We start from the raw sequence: 23,771 nt of genomic DNA, 5'->3' as shown, positions 1-23,771 counted from the left end.
GTGTAATCATTAAAATTAGTGAAAGGGGAAAAAAGATATGCGTGCGGTGACGTTTCAAGGGAAAGAAAAGATTGATGTGAGAAACATGCCGGATCCGACTATTCAGGAACCGACTGATGCGATTATTCGAGTCACTTCAACTGCGATATGCGGGTCAGATTTACACCTTTACCATCACGGAAACTTGGTGTTGGAAGACGATTACATTATCGGTCATGAACCGATGGGTATTGTAGAAGAGGTTGGTCCTGGAGTTAAGAACCTTAAAGTGGGAGACCGCATTGTCGTTCCATTTAACGTTAGTTGCGGAGACTGCCATTACTGTACACATGATATGGAGAGTATGTGTGACCACTCCAATAAAAACCCAGAAACGGACTATGGTGGATTGTTCGGCTTTGGGAAATTAAATGGAGATTATCCTGGTGGCCAAGCTGAATTCTTAAGAGTACCCTATGCCGATCAAAACTCCTTTAAAATAGAAGACGATTCGATTCCTGATGAAAAAGTGTTGTTCCTCTCAGATGTTCTGCCAACGGCTTATTGGAGTGTCGAGCATGCTGGGGTTAAAGAAGGGGACACGGTTATTGTTTTAGGATCCGGTCCAATTGGAATTATGGCTCAAAAATTCGCTAAATTAAAAGGTGCGAAACGCGTGATTGCGGTTGACCATGTGAAACATAGACTAGAGCATTCAGCGAAACAAGTAGGTATTGAGACCTTTAACTTTGATGAAGTGGATATGCCAAGTTTAGCTCTGAAAGATTTAACGAATGGTGGAGCAGACGTTGTAATAGACTGTGTTGGGATGGATGGAAAAGTAAGTAAGATAGAGAAAGTAACCAATAAAATCAGTGCACAACGGGGGACCACTAGACCGATTGAGATGGCTGGTGTAGCTGTTAAGAAATTTGGTACGATTATGCTGACAGGGGTTTATTTGACTCCAGCATCTAACTTCCCTATCAACAATCTGTTTTCACGTAACATTACGTTGAAAATGGGGCAGTGTCCGGTTCCACACTTAATGCCTAAACTGTATGATATGGTAATGAAAGAAGAGATTGATCCGACAGACATCATTACTCACATCATGCCTTTAGAACAAGCCGCAACGGCCTATGATATTTTCGATAAAAAATCTGATAACAGTATTAAAATTGTTCTTAAGCCAGATTAATAAACAGGAAACTCGCTCTCACTAACTGAGAGTGGGGTCTCTTTTTGTTAAATACATGACATATGCGTAGTGGATTTGTAACCTTACTATCTGCCTTTTTAGGTCTAAATATGTTAAACTTTCGCTAGGGCAATCTGACTCAGTCAGCATTGAAATGTAAAATGGAGGTTTAACAGATGAAACAAACGCGCACCAGTAGAAAGAATACCACTAACGGTAAAGAGCCAAAGAATCAATCAGAGAAAGTGTATTATATTATTATAGCTGTCTTACTTGTCGTTTTACTTGGTATTATTTTTTATATTTTGGCTAACAGGGATAGTGCCGTCACGATAGACGAAGGCAATTTGGAACCTGAAACGGAAATCGCAGTCAATTCTGACGAGGATGACGAAGAGGCTGATGACCAAGATACGGAATCAGTCGAAGAAACAGAAGAGACAACAGAGGATTCATCTGAACAGACTGAAGATGAAGACGAATCAGACCAAGATGAACAAACAGAAGACGAGGCTACTGAAGAAGACACAACAGATGAGGAATCAGAAACTGAAGAGTCTACTGAAGATGAATCTGAAGAAACTACCGCCTCAGTCAACGATAACGCACCTTTAGATGAAAGCTATGTACCGAACTACAGTAGCGGTTCTTCCGACCGGGTAGCGATATCGAATGCCGTTACATCAGTGACTAGTCTAAATGGATCTGATATGATTACGTGGTGGGTTGGCAACAACGGGCCAGGTCGAGTCTTTACGGTTGTTTCAAATACGGCTCAAACGGATGTGTATCGAGTCAATCTACAATACGGTGAAGGTCAATGGCATGTAACAGGTGTTCAAGAATTATCAGACGTTCCATCAGAATATAGATAATAGTTTTTTTATGTAGAAACACGGTAATCACTCAGTTGGTGTAAAAAACCAATACAAGAGTTACCGTGTTTTATTTGTTCGATCACTATTCTTAGACTTGTATGCTATGATAGACATATAGAAACTTTTTGAAGGAGAGAATTATGCTAAACATTGGTGTCGTTACCTTTGATTACAAGAAGAACCAGAAAGAAAGTAAACGAGTAGGTCAGAGAATTATAACCATTGGCAAACAGCAGCAACAATACACGAGGCCTTTGCATATGGAAAGACTGGACGCCAGTAAATATATCAAAAAGGACAATCACGTTTCGGATGTGTGGCTAGACAAAATGAGAGCTTTTGACGGGTTGATATATGTTATTCCAAAAGACAGCACTGACATTGACGACCAATTAGAAGCCTCTATTAAAGAAGCGAAGGCAGAACTTCAGTATAAGACTTTTTTACTAGTTGAATACGGCCATGAAGAAGACCGAGTCATTGGGATAGACATTAAAGAGCTGGCACGTTCTGTTGAAATGCAAGTCATTTACCGAACGGTAGAAATCCCAATGGAAGGGGCTTCCTTTTTCCCTGGCTACAAAACAGTAGAGGATATGGAAAAGGCTACAACTGAAGAAATTAAGAAGCTGTTTTATTTCACAATGGGGAGCAAGTATACTAGAAGTTTACTTACTCGATTGACAGTGGACTAATTCTGTCTGTGCTTTGTAGCTTCTTCTTAGTCAAAAAGCCCTTCTCGTGTTAAACTAAAGATACATGTTCGAGGAGGTTGACTATGAAACTAACAGATAACAACTTTAATGTTGTTCAAGAGATATTAGAAAAAACAGAAGCAGAAATAAGTAAAATGAATCCCGTTAATATTTTAATCGCAGGTAAAACAGGGGTAGGTAAAAGTACCCTGATTAACTCTGTGTTTAGAGAAAATTTAGCGGATACGGGAATAGGCAAACCCGTCACTCGTTATCTGAGAAAGATCTCTAAAGAAGGGATGCCAATCGTCCTTTATGATACAAGAGGCTTAGAGCTAGACCCTAAAATCCAAAAACAGGTTAAACAAGATATTTTTAAATTAGTGGATGACAAAGCAGAAACGAAAGAAGCTTTGCATGCCGCGTATTACTGTATTCAAGCAAACTCATCCCGAATTGAAGACACAGAAATTGAATTGATTAAAGATATTTCTTCGGTTCTTCCTGTCATTTTAGTGTTGACCCAATCTATTGGAAAACCTGCTGAGGAGTTCAATAGTTATTTGGAAAACCTTAATTTGCCTGTCGCGGCAGTTCAAAATGTCATGGCAGAGCCTTATGAAATTACGGATGATTATGTTATTCCTGCGTTTGGGTTAAAAGAATTAATTGATAAAACCTTACAGCTTATCCCAAAGGATGCTCATGATGCTTTTATGAACGCCCAGCAGGCCGACATTGAGCGAAAAGCCAAGTCAGCAAGACGCTGGGCATCTCGTTATGTTGCCACTACATTTGGAGTGGGATTTGCACCGATTCCTTTTTCAGATGCATCTGTTCTCGTCCCGATGCAAGTGACGCTCCTAGCTCATATAACGGCTATTTTCGGCATTTCCTTGGACAAAGCTACCATTGTCAGCTTAATTGCAGCAGTAGGAGGCACTGGATCAGCAACGATGCTAGGGAAGTCAATCGTTGCGAATGCTTTTAAATTCATCCCCGGAGCTGGGACGATTATTGGGGGTATTATCAGTGGAACCACAGCCTCTATTGTGACGAGTGCATTAGGACTTAGTTACATTGAAGTTTTAAGCATCATTGCTACAAAAGAAAAAGAGGGTTCGCAAATTGATTTAAGCTTAATAGAGAAATTAATGAAAAATAAATTTAGAAAGAATATGACATTAAACCGAAAAGAATTAAAAACAAAAGAATTGGAATTCGAGAATGATGATGCCTTGAATGAGGCTTATTCCACCTACTCGGAAATGGAGGGGGATAAAGCAACTATTCCCTTCGGTAAAAAGATGATCAGAACCATCAAACAGTTTAAGAATCGAAAGAAAAAGTAATAGACTGAGATGAGTCCGGCAATTGCGACAATGTCCATATTTGGGTTTGTACAATCATGGAACAACTTCTTGATGCCATTAATGTTAATCAATGATAGAAGCCGTTTCACGCTTCCGATGTTGGTTCAGCTATTAACGACAGACACTTACAGAACAGAGTACGGAAGCTTGTACTTGGGTATTTCCTTGTCAGTTATTCCGTTAATTTTAATCTATCTCTTCTTATCTAAATACATTATCGGTGGCGTAACAGCCGGCGGAGTGAAGATGTAAGAATTAGAAAGACTAGAATAGGGCAATCATCACTCACTGGATTCTGGTCCAGTAAGGATGGTTGTTCTTTTTTTGGATTTCTTTCATTTATGAAAGAAATATACTGTTTTAATAAGAAAATCCTTTTCATTAGGTATCCGTTTTTGATACACTTTATTTATGTTTTGCTTATGACGCTATTCTTCATTGAATTTGAAAAAAAAGCGGTCTAACAAGCCGTCTATTGTAGATTTCTTTACATAAGTGGATTGCATAAGATTTGAAACATGCTACAATCGAAGTACAGCCGAAAAGACGGTAAATATCCGCCAATCGACTTACTTAGTACAAAAGTTACTTAACTTGTCGGAAGGGAGGTTTTTTTTTGAAATCAATTTTGCGAACTATATGGAAGGACTTTTTAGAGAATAAAGAGGTGATCATACTACTAACTGTCGTATGGATCATTTTATTTGAAGAAGTATCCCTTTATACATTAATTTCAGGGTTTATTGCTTCATTTCTTGTCATTGAGTTTACTGACCGTTTCTTGTTGAAAGGGAACTATGAACACTCGTATGCCATTGGACTGGGAACGTTGATTAAGTACACAGGTCGTTTATTGTGGGAAATCATTGTAGCAGGTATATCTGTTATACCAAGTATCATTACCGGTAAAGCGGATGTTCAAATCATCAAGGAAACGACTAAGTTGACTGATGAATTGCTTATCGATTTGCTTGCGAATGCCATCACGCTTACACCCGGTTCAGTAACGGTTGATAAAAAGGGGAGCGAACTGAATGTATTAGCACTTAATCCTGAGTACGATGAAGAAAATGGAACGGCCAATTTATTGCCGGGTGCACTCGAAGACATTTTATTCGCTTATGAAAAGAAAATCGATGGTAAAGCTTAACCGTTAAGCTCATCACGATAGAAAGAAGGAGAGCAATGACTTTTGATACTGTTGTATTGATTATAGTAACAATCTTAGCGTTATTTGGGCTGTCCCGTGCCTTTATTGGACCGACGATTTGGGATCGACTACTAGGATTTTCACTATTTTCATCAAAAGTAATCGTAGCAGCTATTTTAATCGGACAAGTGATTAACCGAACGTATATGATTGATGTTGCTATTATTTATGGAGTTTTAGGGTTTGTTGGGACTATTTTGATTGCCCGATTTATTGAAAGAAGAGGAGATGTATAATGGGTCAAGTGCTTGAATGGTTAGGAAATATCATTATCATTATCGGTCTTGTCTTTATGTTGCTAGGTGTTATAGGTATTTTTAGATTTAAAGATTATTATGCCCGTGTTTTAGTCAGTGCCAAAGTAGATACAGTCGGCTTTATCACTGTGTTAATTGGTTTAATGCTTAAACAAGGCTTTAATTTTTTCTCGGCCAAAGTTCTTATAGCTGTGGCTTTCTTTGTCATTACTAACCCAATAGGAACGCATGCTGTCACTCGATCGGCATTTCTAAGCGGGTACAGAATTAAGAAGGAGAGATAGGAGATATGTTTGAAACAATTATATTAATCACCTTAGTTGTTATCGCCTGTTTCGCTGTGTTTTCTGATAACCTGCTTCGTTCGATTATCTATCTAGGCGTGTTTTCACTGGCGATGGCCTTGGCTTATTTACACTATAATGCGCCTGACGTTGCGATAGCTGAAGCAGCTATTGGGGTTGGCTTGTCTACCGTTATGTATTTAGTTGCACTAAAAAAAGTATCGGTTTACGATATTTGTTATGTTAATGAGAACATCGAACAGTTCAATGATGATCATATTGGAAGTATCATGGATTCTTTTGTGCGACCAATGGAATTGTTTCTGGAACGTACCGAAGAAGTAGAGCCTCAAATTTCTTATACCAACCACCCTGCACTCGAGGTGTTGGCAGATGAAAATCACGACTGTATCTTACACCGTGACGGGGACTTAATTTATATTTATGGGGATGCCAACGACCGCATATTCCAGGATATTATCGCTAACTTGAATACGATTATTCCTGATATGAAGGACGTTCGTGTTGTCTTTAAAAAAGAGGTGAGCCTAAATGGCCAGGCAGAGTAATAGTTATATCCATATCTTACGCATTGTCTTAGCTGTTGTAGGTGCAGCTGTGATGTTATTTGTTTATTTAAACCATTCAGAAAAACTGAATACGCCATTGATGGACTTCTTTACGGATGACTTCCTTGCACAAACAGGTGCAGACAACGCCGTAGCAGCGATCTATTTGAATTACCGAGTCTTTGATACATTGTTTGAAGCACTCATGTTAATGGTTTCTGTTATGGAGGTTATCAACGTCTCTTGGGCAAATAAACACTCGGACCGCTATCAATTAGAAGAAGACGATATGTATTATAAAAACAATTCCGAATTAGTTGCACGAATGGTAGGTATTGTGTACCCATTTGTTATCTTGCTTGGTTTATACATCATAGCAAACGGACACGTCTCTCCAGGTGGAGGCTTCCAAGGTGGAGCGATTTTGGCAACAGCCCTAATTTCAAGATACCTTGTGTATCCTAACTTTGACTTAGACTTGCATATCATAGAAAAAATGGAAAAAATACTCTTCTTATTTATTGTGTTGACACCCGTTTTATATGTCTTTATGCAAATCCAACCAGATAACACAGTGATTTCACACCAAGTGTATATGGTATTTATGAATACCTTAATTGGTTTGAAAGTATTTTTCGGTTTAAGTATTATATTCTATCGCTTTGTTTTCTACGAAGGGGCGGACAACACATTTATCGATCGATAAATTAGAAAAGAAAGGAACGACTGATTCTTTTCGACAATTCAGAGAAAGAAGTTGAAACCATTGAATCTAATCACTGGCGAGACTGTCGGTATTCTTTTGTTTTTCATTGGCCTGTACGGTTTAATGACAAAGAAAACGATAGTCAAAACAATCATGTCCATGTCTATCATGCAAGCAGGGATTTATTTATTTTATATCACGATTAACTATTCTCCTGACACTGTCCCACCAATCGGACAGTCTCGGGAAGCAGCATTTGCAGATCCCGTTCCTTCTGCACTGATGATCACGGCCATCGTAATTGGAATTGGAGTAACAGCCATTGGCTTAACCATGTTTATGCACTATAAACAGCAACATGGTATCACGCACTGGTCGCGTAACAGAAATCAGCAAGGAAGTGAACATTAGTGTTAGGTATATTCGTACTGGCACCAATTTTAATGGGAGCTCTAACCGTTATCTTCCAGAAAAAATCATTGACGCCTTTAATTTACATGTTTCAAGCAGCTTATATTGCTTTTTCGTTTTACATCTTTTTCTTAGTTAAAGAAAATGGGCCTCAAGTATGGAATGTGGGTGGATACCAAGATGGGTTATCCATGTCCCTCTACGCAGATTCTTTATCTATCTTTATGGTACTCATGACAGCAGTCTTCTATATGGCCTTTTTGGTTTTTGCGAAGAATGCAGAGTACTTTGAAGCCAAATTCCAATTCTTGTATCTCGTTTTACAAGGGCTAATGATGGGGCTGTTCTTAACAAGTGACTTGTTTAACATCTTTATTTTTCTTGAAGTATCAACTGTTGTTGTATCCATACTCATTATGTACAACAAAGAAAAGCAAGCTATTTACGATGGAATGATTTATTTCTTCGTTAACGTTATCGGAACCTCTTTTTTGCTTTTAGGTATTGGAATGCTTTACCGCACATTCGGCTTACTAGATATTCGTTTTTTATCTGAAGCGATGCATTTATTAGAAAGCCCAAGTGCCGTTTTTCTGCCTTACGCTTTAATGATGGTCACTGTCTCTTTGAAAACGGCTGTCACACCACTATTCAGTTGGTTGCCAAAAGCTCACGGGACACCAAGTGCGCCACCTGTCGTATCTGCTGTTCTAAGTGGTCTTTACATTAAGAGTGGGGTTTACTTATTCATCCGCTTTTCTCAAATGTTTTTACCGGTTATTGACATGCACGTGTTTTTCTTCTGGATTGGATTCTTAACAGCCGTTGTCGGTTTTGTAATGGCCTTAGGGCAACATGACATTAAATTAATCTTGGCTTACCACACGGTATCTCAAGTTGGGTTGATTATGATGGGCGTTAACATGGCATCGGAAATTGCTTTCTGGGGCGCTGTATACCACATCTTCAGTCATGCGATTTTCAAATCGACATTATTCTTAACGGCTGGAATTATTTATGAGGAATACGGCACACGTAACGTTTACCGTATAAGAGGGTTATTCAAGCGTATGCCATGGGTAGCTGTAGCAACAGCCTTGGCCATTCTCGGAATTACTGGCGCACCATTCTTTAACGGAAGTATTTCAAAATATATGATTGCTCACGGAAGTCATGACTACGGTGTGACCTTAATGTTGAATCTTATAAACCTAGGTACATCGATGTCATTCGTTAAATATGCAACCATGCTATTTGGTCCGAGTCCAAAAGAAGGCAAAGCAAAAACGGATCTATGGGCTACAGTAGCAGCAATGGCTATGGGATTCACTTCCTTACTGACTGGATTGTTCGCAGAAGGTTTAACAGAATTCTTGTTTAACTTTGAAGTTCATGTGGTAGTAGAGGAGTACGTTCAAAAAGGATTTGTCTATGTCTTAATGCTCATTGCCGGCATTGCATTTTATAACGGTATCATTAAACACGGTGGTCTGATTACCCGTATAGGTCACATCGAATTGACTTTTAATGGCATCATTACCTCTATGGTAGGCTACCTTATTGTGTTAATCGCGTTTTTATCTTTAGTTTTATAAAAGCTATAGTAGTGTAAAAAGAGAGTGTAAACAGCAGGCCGAAAACGACCCCATGTCACACACTCTTTTTTTAAATTAAATCGATTTACATAGGCATCACATTATTAATTCATTATGGAAGAAGGGATATCAATTGCTGTATTTATTAGTTATCGGACCTATATTAGCCGGAATTTTAAGTATTATCTTTATAAAAAATGACACCCGTTTATTTATTATTCTTTCCCAAGTGTTGTTATTTATCCTCTCAATCGCTGTATTCCTAGAAGTAAGAACTCGGGGAATCATTTATAGTTACATGTCAAATCTTCCAGATAGTATAGCGATTACTCTGATGGCAGATAATATTTCGTCGATGTTTATTCTTTTAACCAGTACCATTTTCTTGATGATGGTCATTTATTCCTATAAAAAAGATTTCTTTACATCACAATTTGGCTTTTTACTCCTTGTCTTACAAGGACTTGTCAGTGCCTTATTCTTAAGTACAGATTTATTTAATTTGTTCATTATGCTTGAAGTATCGACTGTTACTGTATCCATCTTAATTATGATTAACAAGGAGAAGCAAGCCATTTACGACGGGATGATTTACTTTTTCGTTAACGTCATTGGAACATCCTTCTTACTCTTTGGTATTGGAATGATTTACCGGACAACGGGTTTGCTTGATATGAGAGCAGTACAGGAAGTCTTGCCACAATTAGACAGTCCGGCTGCAGTGTATTTACCTTTCGCACTCATGATGACCACACTTAGTTTGAAGACGGCAGTCGTGCCACTTTTTAGTTGGTTACCGAAAGCTCACGGAACGCCTAGTGCGCCGCCAGTTGTATCGGCTTTATTGTCTGGCTTGTTTATTAAAACGGGTGTCTACATGTTCATTCGTTTTACAGCTATGTTTGGACCGGTTATCAATATACGTGAAGTCTTTTTAGTTATCGGTGTCATCACATCTGTCTTCGGCTTCGTTATGGCACTTGGACAGAACGATATTAAAATGATTTTGGCTTATTCTACCGTCTCTCAAATTGGACTCATTATGATTGGATTAAACATGGGATCCGACATTGCTTTTTGGGGCTCATTGTTTCATGTGTTTAGCCATGCTATTTTTAAATCAACTTTATTCCTGGCAGCAGGGCAAGTCTATGAACAATATGGCACCCGTGATATAAGGTTCATTAGAGGCTTATTCAAAACCATGCCATTAACCGCAATAGCCATCTTATTAGGGATTCTTGGCGTAACGGGGGCACCACTATTTAATGGAAGTATATCGAAATACATGATTAGTTACGGCAGTTACCGACCAACGATTCAATTTGCTTTGAATTTAATCAATTTAGGAACCATTACTTATTTCCTTAAATTTGGAACGATTCTTCTAGGCAAGGATAGCCGAACAGAGGAAGCGAAAAAAGTGAAGCCTGACTTGATATCGGAAATACTGGTCTTTGTTATGGGCATCTTCATCTTTTTAACAGGTATATTTGGCCAATTTACGATTGATGTCTTATTCGATTTTCAAGTTGAAATTTTCTCGGGTGAGTATTTCGAAAAAGGATTGGTGTACGTCTTGATGATTATTGCCGGTCTCGGTTTTTATAACGGAGTCATTAAAAAAGGTGGTTTCCTAGACCGTGTCAGCCACATTGAAATGACCTTCAATGCCATCATCACTTCAATGACCGGCTTCTTCATCTTTATCACCGCCTACTTGTATTTCTTTGTATAAATAAGGAAGAGTCAGCCTGCGCTGACTCTTTTTCTTTAATTAAAAAGCTGTCAGAATCTGGCGAGCCAGATTCTACCGATCTGAGGGGTGAAGGCTTGAAATAGGCAGAAATAGTCACTTGTTTGCGCTGTCCGCTTCAAGATCAAGTGCTTTAATAAGGAAGAGTCAGCTTTGGCTGACTCTTTTCGTTTGGAAAACAGTTTTTAGGGCAGATTACCCTTTATAATTCAAGTTACTTTTAAATATTTTGGAGTAACTGGAATAATAAGTCTTTATTACTCCAATTGTTTCAATAAATTGGCGTGTAATTGGAAGAATAACGCTCTATTACTCCAATTACTTCAGTTAGATGATTAGTAATTAGAGGAATACTCGATAATTCTACCAGTTGCAACACAAAATTCATCTGTAACTGGAAGAATAGACTAACTATTAGATTATAAATAATGAGAACCACGAGTTTTTCCTACTTTTTTGTATTTATTTCTAAGGATAAGCCAAATCCGTTTATTTGAGACTTGTTTACCACACCAATTCTCCATTTTTTCGGTAGTCACCTTATCATTTGGAAATATTATTCGGAATTCTTCTACGTTAGCTAAAACTGTCTCATTTAACGGTTTTATCGCCTTACAGGTATGGCACCTTACATTCTTCTCGTTAACTAATAATTCAAAACTCCCACACTTGACACACGTTAGCCCCTTACGCAAGGATTCATAGTCATATACCGACCGCTTTTTTTGAAAGCTAAACTCGGACTGGTGAGCTTTGAGCAGCCGTTCGGCTAAGGTGTGATGGTCTCTAGTCAATGGTCGGCGCTTTCGATTCAGTCCTATTAAATGATAGGGGAGAGCAGTAGGTAAGATAATATTGTCCGTCTCTTCAGCCTTATATAGTGTGAATTGTGGGTTCACGTATATGACAGCGGACATTAATTCCATGCGAACCTGCCATTGTTTCAGTAACTGACGAAAGACAACTACTGTTCGGTTCAACTGATTCACAGGATTGAGAATTTCTTCACCGGAAAACGTCTTTAAGTAATTCGGACTATTCATATATTCTCCTTTAAAATTTTTAATCTCATACATGTAAATCTCTTGTCCGGTAATGAGTAGCGAATCAATCTGAATCGTTGTCCCATTGATAATCAGTAGCAAATCATTTATCACCAAGTAGTCATCATCTACAAACTCAATGACGAACTGATCAAAGCGTTGCTCGCCCTCAAAACCTTTTTCCAATTGACTAAAGGTCTGCAAATCACTATCTGACAAAGTGGTTCTTCTGTTTAAACTCTCTAACACGCGTTGCATTGTAGACTTTTCTCGTTCTTTTAAAATAGTCATATAAAAACCTCCTATTATATATATTACCCAAAGAAGGCTAAAAGCATTTTTTTCTCTAAACTTTTTCGAACTATCCTTTAATGTAGTTTTAAAGTCTCTTAAGCTTTATAATTAAGTTAACTATCATCGGAGGTGCTTGAGAATGAATCTAAATAATTTCGAACAGCGAATCGATCCAACTATTTTGCAACGAGGATTTGATTATTATCTGGAAGGGCTTGTGGAACATAAAGAAGAACTCTCTGAAAATAACTACAGACTAACCGTTGTCGGAAGTCAAACCTATACGGTTCACGTGACATTAAGTCAAAATAAGTCCATTTTAGAGTCGCACTGTAATTGTCCATATGACGGTGGACCCATTTGTAAGCACCAAGTGGCCGCATTATATGCTATTAAGAATATGTCAGAAGATGTAACAGACGACAATTCTATAGAGACGATTTTATCGAAATTAGAAAAAGAAGAACTCGTTTCACTTCTTTTAGACTTGGCAATCGAGCACCCTGTCATATTACACGAGTTGGATATGCGGTATAGAAAGCAGGACCCTAAAGACATTAAATTGCTTATTACCTCTACGATCAAAGATTATAAAGGGTATAGGAACTTCATTCACTATAATGACATGTATGATTTTATAGAAGCTCTCTCTCAAGCGCTCCGTTTAATTGATAACGTTGAAGATGCAATAGAAACCTTTCACTTACAGTTTTTCTTACTAAAGAAAGTCGTTGGCTCCTTAACTTACTCGGATGACTCGGGTGGATATACCAGCTTACTCATAGACGACACGATTGATGCTATGGAAAATAAAGCAAGGGATTATCGCCACATCAACTCTAAAACAAAGCATAAAATAGTCGATGCGCTATTGAAAACTGTAAACAGTAAAGAGTTAGATGATTGGGATGACGTGAAGGTCAATGCCATAAGAGCCTTCTTGACTTGGTTAGATGATGACAAATTGAAAAGCAACATACTAGCTTACATCGATACCAAAATAAAAGAATCGAGTTCTTATGCTGCGGAACAATACGTCACACTCAAATATGAAATCATAAAAAAACATGAGTCGAAAAACACGCTCAGACTTTTCTTAATAAAGAATTTAGACTACACATCGATAAAAGAAAACTATATGGACTTACTAGTTGAAGAAGGCAAATATGAAGAATTAATAGAACAAGCGTTACAGGCTGAACAAGAGGAAGAGTACCCCGGTAGAGCGAAAACATGGAAGCTTTACAGATACGAAGCGAATAAAAAGTTAGGTAGAGTAGAAGAACAGAAACAGCTAGCCTTTGACTTACTTATAGCCGGCGACTTTTCTTACTATACGGACTTAAAAAACTTAACGGATGATCACGATACCTTGTATCAAGAAGTAAAAGACGCACTTCAAAACGCAGAAGAAAATTGGGCAACCCAACAGGCTTATATTGAGTTAATCCAATCCGAAGAAGACGCTGAAGCCATGCTTGAATACGCCACAAGTCGTCCGTCCTATATCCTTACATTTTTTGATAGCTTGTATCCTAAGTATCCCGAAGAGACGAAAGAACGATACACCGAATTATTAAGAATCAAAGCCTCTCATGCCTCTAACCGCAAAGAATACAAAGAACTATGCAAACTCATCAAAGATTACGGAAAGAATATCGGTCAAGAAGAAAAGACAGCACTCATTAACGAGTTTCTAATAGAGTATAAAAGAAGACCTGCTTTCGTTGATGAATTGGGGAAAGTGAAGTAAGGAGAGGTGATGATATGGAGGAGAATATTTAGCAAATAGTAAGCTTTATACGTAGTTCTCATACAGTTTGCCTTCCTATAAACCAGCGAAATGATAATTGGACTAAAGATAACTGTCGAATTATACTTGCGCAAATCAAATATATTGTAAAGGATGTTAAGAATGGATTTTACTTATGATAATTTTAACAGTCTAAATTTAATATTCGAAAACTTTTTAAATATAAGTGTTTTATCAGAAAACATTAATACATGTTCGATTAATGAAAACGTGGACTTAGTAGCTAATATGATGAATGATAAAGACTTCGATATATATGGAGTTGCCGATGAGAATGGCGCAATTATAGGATATATTGAAAACAATTCTTTATCTACTGGTAAAGTAAAAGACCATTATGTAGAATTTTCTACGGACGAATTGCTCTCTGATTCTACATCATTGATTAAATTAATAGAAGTATTTAAAGAAAATAATAAGAAGAGAATGTTTATTTTGGAACACAACAAGATAACTAGAATAGTTACAGTGGCTGATCTCCATAAGCAGCCTATGAGAATGTTGATCTTCAGCTATATTTCCCTGTTAGAAATGCAAATAACTTCCAAAATTAAAGAAATGTATCCCGAAAACAAGTGGAAAAAATATTTATCTAAAGACCGATTAGAGACAGCGCAAACTTTATATAACAAAAGATATAAAAAAAATGAAGCATTAGAGCTAATTGACAGTACTCAACTGTGTGATAAAGGGACTATTTTAAGAAAAAGTGACGAATTGTTTAGTGAATTACAATTTGTTTCAAAGAAAGAGTTTAAAGGTTTCTTTAAGAAACTAGAAAATTTAAGGAATCATACTGCTCACTCTCAAGAAAGCTTGTACGAAGATAGTAACGAACTGATTGATTTAATTTTAAAAGTAAAAGATATGTGTCATATTCTACAGTGATAAAATATTTTCGATAACTTCTAGAATCTCTGTTAAAATGGAAAGGTGATTTCATTTTTTAGTATTACAAATATATACGAAATTCATATAAAGATGTAGAAGGAGCAAAAGATAAATGGCAAAAGAAAGTACAAAATCAATTTATCAAATACTTTGGAATAGTGCGGACATTTTGCGTTCCAAAATGGATGCAAGTGAATATAAAAATTACATGCTAGGACTCATTTTTTACAAGTACTTATCGGATAACATGCTACACCACGCTGCAGAATTATTGGAAGAAGACGTAGAAGGACTGATTCAAGCACAAGAAGTATATGAGAAAGCCTATAATGATCCGGAAGTAAAAGATGATCTTTTATACGAATTAAACTTTGACTTCTCTTATTCCCTGGAACCGCATTTAACCTATACTGCTTTAATGCGCAATATCTATAAGGGTAAGTTTCAGTTGGAAGATTTAGCACAAGGTTTTAGAAATATTGAGCAAAGCAGTGATTTGTTTGAAAATTTATTTGAAGATATCGATTTATATTCAAGAAAACTAGGCGCATCTGCTCAAAAACAAAATGAAACGATTTCTGCTGTAATGAAAGAATTGGCAACGTTAGACATGGCTCATCAAGGAGACGTTCTAGGGGATGCCTATGAATACCTAATTGGCCAGTTTGCATCTGATTCAGGTAAAAAAGCAGGGGAATTCTATACACCTCAAGCCGTTTCAAAGTTAATGACTCAAATTGTACTTCAAGGAAAAGAAAATCAAAAAGGGTTTACTGTATACGAGAGAATCATTCAGAAATTGATACAATTTAATGAACCTCATTGTTGCTATGTATAGGGGTATGCAGAGCCAAAAAGGAGTATGCATTTTATAGAGCCGGGATAAGCCGGTTATTTTTATATAAATTTTACCTTACATTTAGAGCTGATAGTTCTGTATTAAAGATAAAGCTGCAGGAAGGTGGTAAATATGTCTTATCAAGATTGGTTTTTAAGAGTAGAGAAAGAGTTACAAAGGCTTCGAAAAGAAGGGATTCAACTTGCTGCAAACGTCATAGGGCAAACCTTATATGAAGATGATTTTTATACCGTTAGCATACTAGATAAATGCATAAGGCTTATCGATGGCTTTATAGATATGTTAGAAAAAAGAAATCTAACTAGCGCAGGCATATTATTGAGAGTTCAGATAGATAATTGTTTGAGAACGTACGCTCTTTATGTTGCCGAGAATCAGTCTGAGATTAGTCGAAGTGTTTATGGGGATGGAAAGCAAATAAATAAAATGAAAGCTAAAGATGGTAATCAGATGACGGACTTCTACCTTAGAAAAAAATTGTCTAAAATTGACAAGAGGTTTGATTCTGTGTATAAAGCTGCTTCAGGGTTTATTCATTATTCCGAAAAGGCATTCTACGCATCGGTATCAGTGAAGGAACCTAATATTTTAGATATTAATGTGGGTCATCCAATTCGCGACGAGTTGGATTCTGTGTTACAAGAGTGTGCAGAAGCTTTTATTTACTTTGTCAAATTTCAATTTAAGTTGACTATTCCGGTTGTAGAATCAAAAAATAGAATTGATGCTCAGTAGATTAATAAACAAGAAAAGGAGGAAGGTTTGATGGGTTCATCTGAAATAAAAATATTTTACTCATGGCAATCTGATTTACCAGGAAGCCAAACTAGATATTTGATACAAGATAGTGTTGATGCAGCAGTAAAGGCGATGAGAAATACAATAGAAATAATTGCTGACAGGGATACTATGGGAGAATTTGGCACCCCTGATATCACACAAACGATTTTTTCCAAAATTGATGAGTGTGACATATTTGTTGCCGATGTAAGTATTATCAATAAATACTACTCTATTGATGAAAATGGGAATCCTACAGATGCGAGGAAAACATCTCCTAATCCCAATGTGCTCCTAGAATTAGGGTATGCAGCTCGTTCTCTGGGGTGGGAAAATGTTATCTGTATTTTAAATACAGATTTTGGTGAAATTGAAGAATTACCTTTTGACATAAGACAAAGGAGATTAACCCCATATTCTCTAAAAAACGGAGAGAAGCCCGAAGTTAAAAAGAGATTAAGAGAAATTATTGCAGCTACTGTAATGAACATACAAGAGAATGGGAAAAGAGTGAAAAATGGTCTTACAAACCTAATTGTTGGTGCATACGATTTTGAGATGAAAAGCTTATCTAAACAACTAATGCCCTTGGAGGTTAAAAATTCAGAAGGGTATAAAGAAGAACGAAAGAGACTGCTTTCAATATGTGAAAATTTGATAGAGGAAATTGAAAAAATAAATCTTGCTCCACCAGAGGAATTGCAATTTGAGCCTCAAACAGTTGAAATAAATGAGGAAAAACAAATTACACTTCCAAATGGAGTAAAAATTCCCAAATTTAATAATGAACTAATTAAGGCGTTCGGATCACCTGCGCCAGTAGTAGTTGAAGATGAATCTAAAGAACGAATGATTAGTAACGCAAAAGACTGGTTTGATATTGCCTTAGGTGATGATTTCTTTTATTTAGGAGAGCTAAAACGAAAAGCTGATTTTTTGTATGGTCAGTCTAATGAATACATTGGGACAAAGGATGAAAAGAATAAGCATGCAAAAATTTCAGAGTTAGATTACATAATGTTAAAAATCTCCATCATAGATTCTTATGTTCAAACCTTTGAAGGCACGCACTTAATTCCTCTAGCAATTTATAATTCATCGGCACAAGCAGATAGGGATATAACAGTTTCGATTAAGGTTAATAACGATTCTGTAGAAATTATGGTACCTTCTTCTGAACTGATTAATAAAGATCTAATTGGTCTTGAAGGAATCATTTTCGAAACGGGCGTTATTAAAGGACTTCTGATTATGCCTGAGACAAGTGATATTAAGTATGATTCAGACATAACCTATGATCTTAATGAAAGCTTGAGTCATATGCAAAAAACTACGATCTCAATGATGGGAAGTACATCACCAAATTATGATAGTGAAGACTACGAGAGAGAAATTCAAAAATTCATTGCATCACCTATAAATAGCAGTAGAAATGAAGTTGAATTTGATATTAATGATTTAAGACCCAAGGAGAAAAAATGGTTAGGCCCATCACTATTGGTAAAAGCAAAGACTAATAAAATAAGCCTCACTTACTCTGTAAAATCGCAGCATTCCAGCGGAGAATTATCAGGTGTAATTGAGTGTGATTTAGATTAGCAGGTAGGTCTCACCAGATTAGGTATTGGTGAGGCCTTATAACATTTTATTGCATTCACTCTTTTATCGTAAGGTCTGCTTGTGGTGGGTTAGGATAGATTTCATTTATCAACATTACCAGAGCTTCATTCAATTCATACCGTTCAATTTTACCTCGATACTCCAAATCACGCATGTAATCAATTGCGCTATCCATGTCTTCAAATAATCGATTCTCTCGTTTCGGCATCATTGATGTAAGATAAAGATCATGAAGGCTGTTAAAAAAATTGGAGAACCCCTCAGCGGTAAGAAATGCATTTAAAGACTTTCTATTATCTTCCCACATGTAGCTGATATCATTTTCGGGATGTGTAATTTCCATAATGGCTTTCAAAGCATCACCACTTAGGCCAGTGTAATTACATGCTTTCTCTAACGAAAATGAAATTTCATCAGTTTCACCAGTTAGGTAACCAATATCTACATTAAAGAAATCAGCAATAAGAACTAGGGTATCAAACTTAGGAAAGCTAACTTCTCCGTTTTTATGGACAGCTCCGATATTCAACCATCCGCTAACAGCCTTTTGTCCATATCTAGTTCCGTATTTAGCATTTAATGCTTCTGCTAGTGAGGATTGAGTATACTTTCCGGCATCCATGCACTTTTTCAATCTTTCATTCCAGTAGTTCGCTTTTTTTCTCATTAAGTCATCCATGGGATAAAACACCTCCTCTAATGTATATAATATGTCATTTATAAGTCTTGTGCAACATAAATCATAATGATAATATTTAGTTATAGAAGAACCTGTAGAAAATCGTGGAGGTGCAGACATGGATATTCAATCAAGAGCAAACCATACTATTGACGGAAACATAAATGAGAATAAAAAGAAAAGCTTTATTGAAAAAGCTAAAGAACATAAGAAGGAAATAGCAATTGGGGCAGTGGCTATACTTTCAGTGATGACGATTGTGCTTGTTGTAAAAAACAAGGCTACAATAGAAGCAGCCATCAAATCAACACACACTAAGGGTGGCCTAGCAAATAGTTTGAAAACTAGAAATAATGTTGCTCCAACAATATCAGAAGTAACTCCTACGAACATTCCAAGTAATGCTCCAATTGTAGAAATCAATGTCAGGGGCCATATTCGAAATCTCCCTGAAGGTTGGAACCCCTCGGCAAGTAATAAAGAAGTTGCAAGAAATTTAGGGTATTGTTTAGACGAACATCAAACATGGGTAAATCCTTATACAAAAATAGCAGCTTAAATTGCTAAGGATAAGCATACAGTGAATTGTCGTAAAAAGGGCAGAAAGGATGGTTAAATGAAAAGAGAGGAAGTTTTAAATGCACTTCGAGCAGGAGAATTTGATGGGATAAGTCATTCATATGAGCCATATAATGGCTATGGAAAAAACAGTCATCAGTTGGAAATGAGTGTCTCTGGCGGAAGTATTGAAGTCACAAAGGTTACAACAGGAAAATACTTTAACGGGAAAGAAAATGAAAGATGGGAAGATAGAACACCTGAATTATTCAGTGATTCCAAGGGGTTAGATTTTATTGAGAGTCATCCTTACTACTTTTCACAAAGAAGACCCGATTTGTTTTAGAACGAAATGTGGAGCCTTAATAGAAGAAAAACAGCTCGCCATGGTGCGGGCTGTTTCGCTGTAAAGAGCTAGATATTTATTTCTGTTCCGTTCTTGAAAACAAAATTCATATCGTCGGAGCTATTGACTGTCACGTGCTCAATCAAACTGTGCCAGAGGAGTGGATCAAAATCTGTGAGCAATTCATCTTGTTTCTTAAGTTCATTGAGAAAAGCAGCTAAAGTTTGGCGTCTAGTCACTTTTCCCTTAATCTGCCGGGATACTTTTTCTAAATCTTCTTTGGTAGTGCCAAACCTCTGTACCAAGCCATCGTATCTTCTTTGGTATTCTCCTTGGTCTAAGGCAACATTGGCATTTTCGTTTATGCATTGCTGTATCAGCTCAGTGACAATCTCCATTTCATTTTGAAGCTCGATCTGTTTGGTTTCTAAGGGACCGGTGTCATAAAGAACATCCTTCATGGATTCGAAGTTTGCTATGATTTCATCCTTGTCTTCCAGGAGCTTATTAGCAGCCTTCACGAAGAGTTCCTTTATTGTATCTTCATCGAGGTGGGGAGTGGAGCATTTTTCCTGTCCGTTGAACTTGTGGTTGCATTGCCAGACTGTGCGTCGGTACTTGCTATTTGAGTGCCATACCTTTGAACCATACCAGCTTCCACATGCTCCACATTTTATCTTGCCAGAGAATATATGAACACCGCTGTGACGTTTGTTTGCAGGGTTTCTCTTTTCTAACTCACTTTGGACCAGGTCGAAGACCGCTGGCTCAATAATCGCTTCATGGTTATTCTCAACATAGTATTGAGGGATTTCACCCTCGTTGTTTTTCCACTTTTTATCCATACGACTGTTACCGTAAGAAATCTTCATTTACAAAACCTCCTTACACTGAGATGAAAAGTAGCGAATTGGGTAGTTCTTGCGTTTTGCCCAGTTGATCTCTGCTCTCATGCCGGAGGAAATGTGACTCCCAAACACCCAAACCTCGGAGCATTTTGACATCAGTACATTTCCAAAGAACAAACCAAGTTCTCGTTCATCAGGATCACTGTCATCAAGAAACTGAGTGAAAAGTAGATGCGGAGCGATGGGGATATATCCCATCACCACCGCGAACCTACTATAGCGTCTGGCGGAATCGGTATTTCTTTCAATATCACCGGAATAGGGTGAGCAGATATACACAAGTGGGCGAAAGGCTCTGACAGCTTTTTCTCTTTGTTCAATTTTAGTTAGGGCATCATAAGCAGTGGGGTCGTAGTAACCTTCAGCGTTGAATTTATCAATTCCCATAACATCAGCCTTGCCTTTCATCATCTAATATTGATTTGCTGCACTCAGGACAGAAGATCGCAGTTCCATAAAGATCGCTTTCTCCATCACTAAATAACTCTGAGATGTCCACACAGATTTCAACACAGCAATCTGGGCAGGTGGTGAATACATTGTCATCGTGGATCTCTACCCTGATTTCCAAGGAATCGTTGATCGTTTGCTTTACATAGAACATATTTATTACCTCCATTTCTTGAGGGCTTAAGTGCCTTCTAATACTCACAGGACAGAAAACTCCCCTGTGAGTAATAAAGGACTAATCTTTTTTATAGAAATTCGTTTCATAACCATCAGCCCTCATTAAGAGCCCCTTTGCCCAAGGTGGGGTATGGCTCATTTGATTACAGATAGACTCAATCGATGTTTCCATACCAGCTTCGATGACAATTTCATCATGTACATGAATGACGATGTTGTAATCCTTGAGCGATTGCATGGAATAACACAGAAGATCACGACTGGTTGCCTGGACGATGTTCTCAACAAACTTTGGACCATAGCTATCGATTCGTTCCCATTTTTTTGTGCCACCAACGCCTTCATAGGTGATGCAGTCTGAACCAAACATATTTGTTCCAATGCGAGGTTTTACATAGGAGAGTCTTCTTCCAGAAGGGAGGGTGATAAAGAGCATGCCACTTTGGTAAGAAAACCGGATGCCATGTGTTTCAGTTACGGTCCGTTCTCTAACTGCTTTCATGGCAGCCTTATCAACTTCCCACCAAAGCCTAACAATATTTGGGTTGGTAGTACGCCATGCTGTAACCAGGGGTTGTAGTTCATCTTCATTTAGACCCATCTCCAGAGCACCCATGGCTTTAAGAGCACCAACAGAGCCGCCATAACCAAGGGCCAGTTCTGCAATCTTACCTTTTTGTCTTAAGTGGCCATTCACTCCATGTTTTTCAACAGGAACACTAAACATCTGAGAAGCAGAAGCACAATAGATATCACCACCAGATTCGAAAACTTGCTGACGCCATTTTTCTCCGGCAAGCCATGCAATAACTCTGGCTTCAATAGCAGAGAAGTCTGCAACGATGAATTTGCGACCAGGGGTAGGAATGAAGGAGGTGCGGATAAGTTCAGAAAGAACCTCGGGTATAGAGTCATAAAGCATTTCTAAAGCTTCAAAATCGCCGTAGTGAACAAGGGCTCTTGCTTGTTCTAAATCGGGCAGATGATTTTGTGGAAGATTCTGAAGCTGAATAATTCTTCCTGCACATCGTCCTGTTCGATTAGCACCATTGAATTGAAACATTCCACGTGCACGACCATCGGCGCACACGGCGTTTTCCATGGCAGAGTATTTTTTGACGGAGGACTTGGCCAGTGATTGTCTTAGCTCCAATACTTCTTTAAGATCTGGTGGAGCAGTTTGGATGAGTTCTGAAACCACTTTTTTACCTAATGAGTCTGTTTCAAGTCCCTGGTCCGATAAATAGTTCTTCATCTGTGCTACGGAGTTAGGGTTATCAAGATCCGTTAGTCTTTTCATTTTTTGGAGCAGCTCTGAACAAGACCGAGTATCCATCTTTATTGCCTCATTTACAAAAGGCATATCCAAAGAAACACCACGATCATTGATCTCCTGGTCAAGGTGGTATTCATTCCACACTTCTTCAGGCACGGGAAATTTTGATAGTTTTTCCTGGATGGCTATTTCAGCTTCGACATCACGAAGGTTGTAGGACTTAAATTCAAACCATTTATCAGGAGCATGGATTGGTAGATTACGAGACCGACCACCATTTGTAGCTGTTGGATTACAGGGCTTGCAAAAATATCTGATCAGGTCTTTTCCTTCTGATAGTTTTTGTTTTTCAAGTCCAAGGACAGCGCCACTGCCTTCAAGAGAAAGGGGTAGACCCATATAAGCAGACCAGACCATGGTGCATCGCCAGGATTCTGGACTGAGGTATTGACCATTAGGCAAGCCTAGCCACTTAGATAAACAGATTCTTTCGAACTGGGCATTAAAGGCCCACTTAGTAATGGATGGATCAGTAAGGGCTGATTGTATTTCTTCAGGAAGTTTTTCACCACTAGCAAGGTCGATCACCTCGATATCGCCACCATCTATGGAGTATCCAAAGAGCAGGATCTCAAAGTCAGGGGATTCTATATAGCGGTAGACCCCGCTTTTGGCGAGGTCTACACTACTATAGCTTTCGATATCGATGCTTATTGTCCTCAAGAGAGGAAATCCTCATCAAGGTCAGTGGCGAAATCGTCCTCAGCCCTGGACTTTCCACCAAGAGGCTCACCGTCTTTTATTTTCTGGAGGTTGTTTAGACCGCAGGCGATCCCTCTGTTTCCGTTGCTATTGAAGGCATAGAAGTTGATGCTTGCCCTACCATATACTCCACTGTAAACTTCGGAGCGAGTAAGGATAACATTTCTGTCAGCATCTACAATGCCTGGAGCAGTAGCAGAGTTTGCATTGATGAAGTAGGCATTGGCATAGGCTGGATCGTCTGGTCTTTCCAAATCTCCATCTCTGAGAGGCGTTTTGATACTGGTAAGAGGTGGGATAGACTTTCCGTTGCCTTTAAGCTTTGCTTCCCAGACATTGGCGTAAGACCAGCGAGTGTCAGGACCTGTGATAACTTTCATTGGGTTACTGTTTGATTTGTT

The 23,771-nt window shown here is 38.0% G+C and carries 25 protein-coding genes and 1 pseudogene; 20 read left to right on the top strand and 6 right to left on the bottom strand.

What is annotated here, in order from left to right; translation table 11 throughout:
- Positions 1–37: 37 nt before the first annotated feature.
- From C3945_RS06140 to C3945_RS06080, 13 genes are all read left to right on the top strand, one after another.
- On the top strand, positions 38–1,180 hold the full coding sequence (locus tag C3945_RS06140; RefSeq protein ID WP_161878813.1) for a zinc-dependent alcohol dehydrogenase: 1,143 nt from the start codon (positions 38–40) through the stop codon (positions 1,178–1,180).
- 176 nt (positions 1,181–1,356) lie between these two features.
- A complete protein-coding gene (locus C3945_RS06135) occupies positions 1,357–2,055 on the top strand; it encodes a DUF1510 family protein (RefSeq protein WP_161878812.1) in 699 nt (232 codons plus the stop codon).
- 143 nt (positions 2,056–2,198) lie between these two features.
- A complete protein-coding gene (locus C3945_RS06130; RefSeq protein WP_161878811.1) occupies positions 2,199–2,753 on the top strand; it encodes a hypothetical protein in 555 nt (184 codons plus the stop codon).
- Between the two features lie 83 nt (positions 2,754–2,836).
- On the top strand, positions 2,837–4,105 hold the full coding sequence (locus C3945_RS06125) for a YcjF family protein (RefSeq protein WP_161878810.1): 1,269 nt from the start codon (positions 2,837–2,839) through the stop codon (positions 4,103–4,105).
- 9 nt (positions 4,106–4,114) lie between these two features.
- Positions 4,115–4,378 carry a hypothetical protein gene (locus C3945_RS06120; RefSeq protein ID WP_237585497.1) on the top strand — a complete coding sequence of 88 codons (264 nt, stop codon included), beginning with the start codon at positions 4,115–4,117 and terminating at the stop codon, positions 4,376–4,378.
- A gap of 364 nt (positions 4,379–4,742) precedes the next feature.
- Entirely contained in the window at positions 4,743–5,276 is a 534-nt protein-coding gene (locus C3945_RS06115; RefSeq protein WP_161878809.1) for a Na+/H+ antiporter subunit E, read from the top strand.
- Between the two features lie 35 nt (positions 5,277–5,311).
- Positions 5,312–5,572 (top strand): monovalent cation/H+ antiporter complex subunit F, encoded by a 261-nt coding sequence (locus tag C3945_RS06110; protein ID WP_161878808.1) that lies wholly within the window; start codon positions 5,312–5,314, stop codon positions 5,570–5,572.
- A complete protein-coding gene (gene mnhG / locus C3945_RS06105; RefSeq protein ID WP_161878807.1) occupies positions 5,572–5,877 on the top strand; it encodes a monovalent cation/H(+) antiporter subunit G in 306 nt (101 codons plus the stop codon). Before C3945_RS06110 ends, mnhG begins: the two co-directional genes overlap by 1 nt.
- Before the next feature lie 5 nt (positions 5,878–5,882).
- Positions 5,883–6,446, top strand: a complete 564-nt coding sequence (locus tag C3945_RS06100; RefSeq protein WP_161878806.1) for a Na(+)/H(+) antiporter subunit B — start codon at positions 5,883–5,885, stop codon at positions 6,444–6,446.
- Positions 6,430–7,152 (top strand): MnhB domain-containing protein, encoded by a 723-nt coding sequence (locus tag C3945_RS06095; protein ID WP_161878805.1) that lies wholly within the window; start codon positions 6,430–6,432, stop codon positions 7,150–7,152. Before C3945_RS06100 ends, C3945_RS06095 begins: the two co-directional genes overlap by 17 nt.
- Before the next feature lie 60 nt (positions 7,153–7,212).
- Complete coding sequence (locus tag C3945_RS06090; protein ID WP_237585496.1) at positions 7,213–7,563, top strand: sodium:proton antiporter; 351 nt, start codon at positions 7,213–7,215, stop codon at positions 7,561–7,563.
- A complete protein-coding gene (locus tag C3945_RS06085; RefSeq protein WP_237585495.1) occupies positions 7,563–9,158 on the top strand; it encodes a complex I subunit 5 family protein in 1,596 nt (531 codons plus the stop codon). The genes C3945_RS06090 and C3945_RS06085 overlap by 1 nt, the downstream gene beginning before the upstream one ends.
- A 133-nt stretch (positions 9,159–9,291) precedes the next feature.
- A complete protein-coding gene (locus C3945_RS06080; RefSeq protein WP_161878804.1) occupies positions 9,292–10,896 on the top strand; it encodes a complex I subunit 5 family protein in 1,605 nt (534 codons plus the stop codon).
- A 437-nt stretch (positions 10,897–11,333) separates the two neighbouring features.
- On the opposite strand, the gene C3945_RS06075 is transcribed toward C3945_RS06080, so the two are convergent.
- Positions 11,334–12,248, bottom strand: coding sequence for a nuclease-related domain-containing protein (locus C3945_RS06075; protein ID WP_161878803.1), 915 nt, complete (start codon positions 12,246–12,248; stop codon positions 11,334–11,336).
- Positions 12,249–12,390: 142 nt separating this feature from the next.
- Between C3945_RS06075 and C3945_RS06070 the strand changes: the two genes are divergently transcribed.
- The 5 genes and pseudogenes from C3945_RS06070 to C3945_RS06050 all read left to right on the top strand — a co-directional run bounded on the left by C3945_RS06070 (position 12,391) and on the right by C3945_RS06050 (position 18,193).
- Entirely contained in the window at positions 12,391–14,004 is a 1,614-nt protein-coding gene (locus C3945_RS06070; protein WP_161878802.1) for an SWIM zinc finger family protein, read from the top strand.
- Between the two features lie 162 nt (positions 14,005–14,166).
- The gene (locus C3945_RS06065; protein ID WP_161878801.1) at positions 14,167–14,952 is read left to right on the top strand and encodes a hypothetical protein; all 786 of its coding nucleotides are present in this window, start codon (positions 14,167–14,169) and stop codon (positions 14,950–14,952) included.
- A 115-nt stretch (positions 14,953–15,067) separates the two neighbouring features.
- Positions 15,068–15,739, top strand: a pseudogene (locus tag C3945_RS06060) (type I restriction-modification system subunit M N-terminal domain-containing protein); the annotation flags it as partial.
- A gap of 186 nt (positions 15,740–15,925) precedes the next feature.
- Complete coding sequence (locus C3945_RS06055) at positions 15,926–16,549, top strand: hypothetical protein (protein ID WP_161878799.1); 624 nt, start codon at positions 15,926–15,928, stop codon at positions 16,547–16,549.
- A gap of 30 nt (positions 16,550–16,579) precedes the next feature.
- Positions 16,580–18,193: a hypothetical protein gene (locus tag C3945_RS06050; protein ID WP_161878798.1), complete on the top strand. Its 1,614-nt coding sequence runs from the start codon at positions 16,580–16,582 to the stop codon at positions 18,191–18,193.
- A gap of 55 nt (positions 18,194–18,248) precedes the next feature.
- Here the strand turns inward: C3945_RS06050 and C3945_RS06045 are convergent, their stop codons facing one another.
- Positions 18,249–18,893 carry a helix-turn-helix domain-containing protein gene (locus C3945_RS06045; protein ID WP_161878797.1) on the bottom strand — a complete coding sequence of 215 codons (645 nt, stop codon included), beginning with the start codon at positions 18,891–18,893 and terminating at the stop codon, positions 18,249–18,251.
- Positions 18,894–19,011: 118 nt separating this feature from the next.
- Between C3945_RS06045 and C3945_RS06040 the strand changes: the two genes are divergently transcribed.
- Together C3945_RS06040 and C3945_RS06035 are read left to right on the top strand one after the other, a co-directional pair.
- A complete protein-coding gene (locus C3945_RS06040; RefSeq protein ID WP_161878796.1) occupies positions 19,012–19,452 on the top strand; it encodes a hypothetical protein in 441 nt (146 codons plus the stop codon).
- Positions 19,453–19,509: 57 nt separating this feature from the next.
- Complete coding sequence (locus tag C3945_RS06035) at positions 19,510–19,797, top strand: hypothetical protein (RefSeq protein ID WP_161878795.1); 288 nt, start codon at positions 19,510–19,512, stop codon at positions 19,795–19,797.
- Between the two features lie 68 nt (positions 19,798–19,865).
- On the opposite strand, the gene C3945_RS06030 is transcribed toward C3945_RS06035, so the two are convergent.
- The 4 genes from C3945_RS06030 to C3945_RS06015 all read right to left on the bottom strand — a co-directional run bounded on the left by C3945_RS06030 (position 19,866) and on the right by C3945_RS06015 (position 23,750).
- Positions 19,866–20,669: a recombinase zinc beta ribbon domain-containing protein gene (locus C3945_RS06030; RefSeq protein WP_237585494.1), complete on the bottom strand. Its 804-nt coding sequence runs from the start codon at positions 20,667–20,669 to the stop codon at positions 19,866–19,868.
- Positions 20,670–21,116 (bottom strand): DUF7768 domain-containing protein, encoded by a 447-nt coding sequence (locus C3945_RS06025; protein ID WP_442862164.1) that lies wholly within the window; start codon positions 21,114–21,116, stop codon positions 20,670–20,672. It lies immediately after the preceding gene.
- A 274-nt stretch (positions 21,117–21,390) separates the two neighbouring features.
- A complete protein-coding gene (locus C3945_RS06020; protein ID WP_161878794.1) occupies positions 21,391–23,331 on the bottom strand; it encodes a DNA polymerase in 1,941 nt (646 codons plus the stop codon).
- Positions 23,328–23,750, bottom strand: a complete 423-nt coding sequence (locus C3945_RS06015; RefSeq protein WP_442862165.1) for a DUF2815 family protein — start codon at positions 23,748–23,750, stop codon at positions 23,328–23,330. Before C3945_RS06015 ends, C3945_RS06020 begins: the two co-directional genes overlap by 4 nt.
- Between the last annotated feature and the right edge of the window lie 21 nt (positions 23,751–23,771).

The sequence above is a fragment of the Alkalibacterium sp. MB6 genome (genome assembly GCF_009935905.1).
GTDB lineage: Bacteria > Bacillota > Bacilli > Lactobacillales > Carnobacteriaceae_A > Alkalibacterium.
This window is presented reverse-complemented; position numbering and strand designations above follow the sequence as displayed.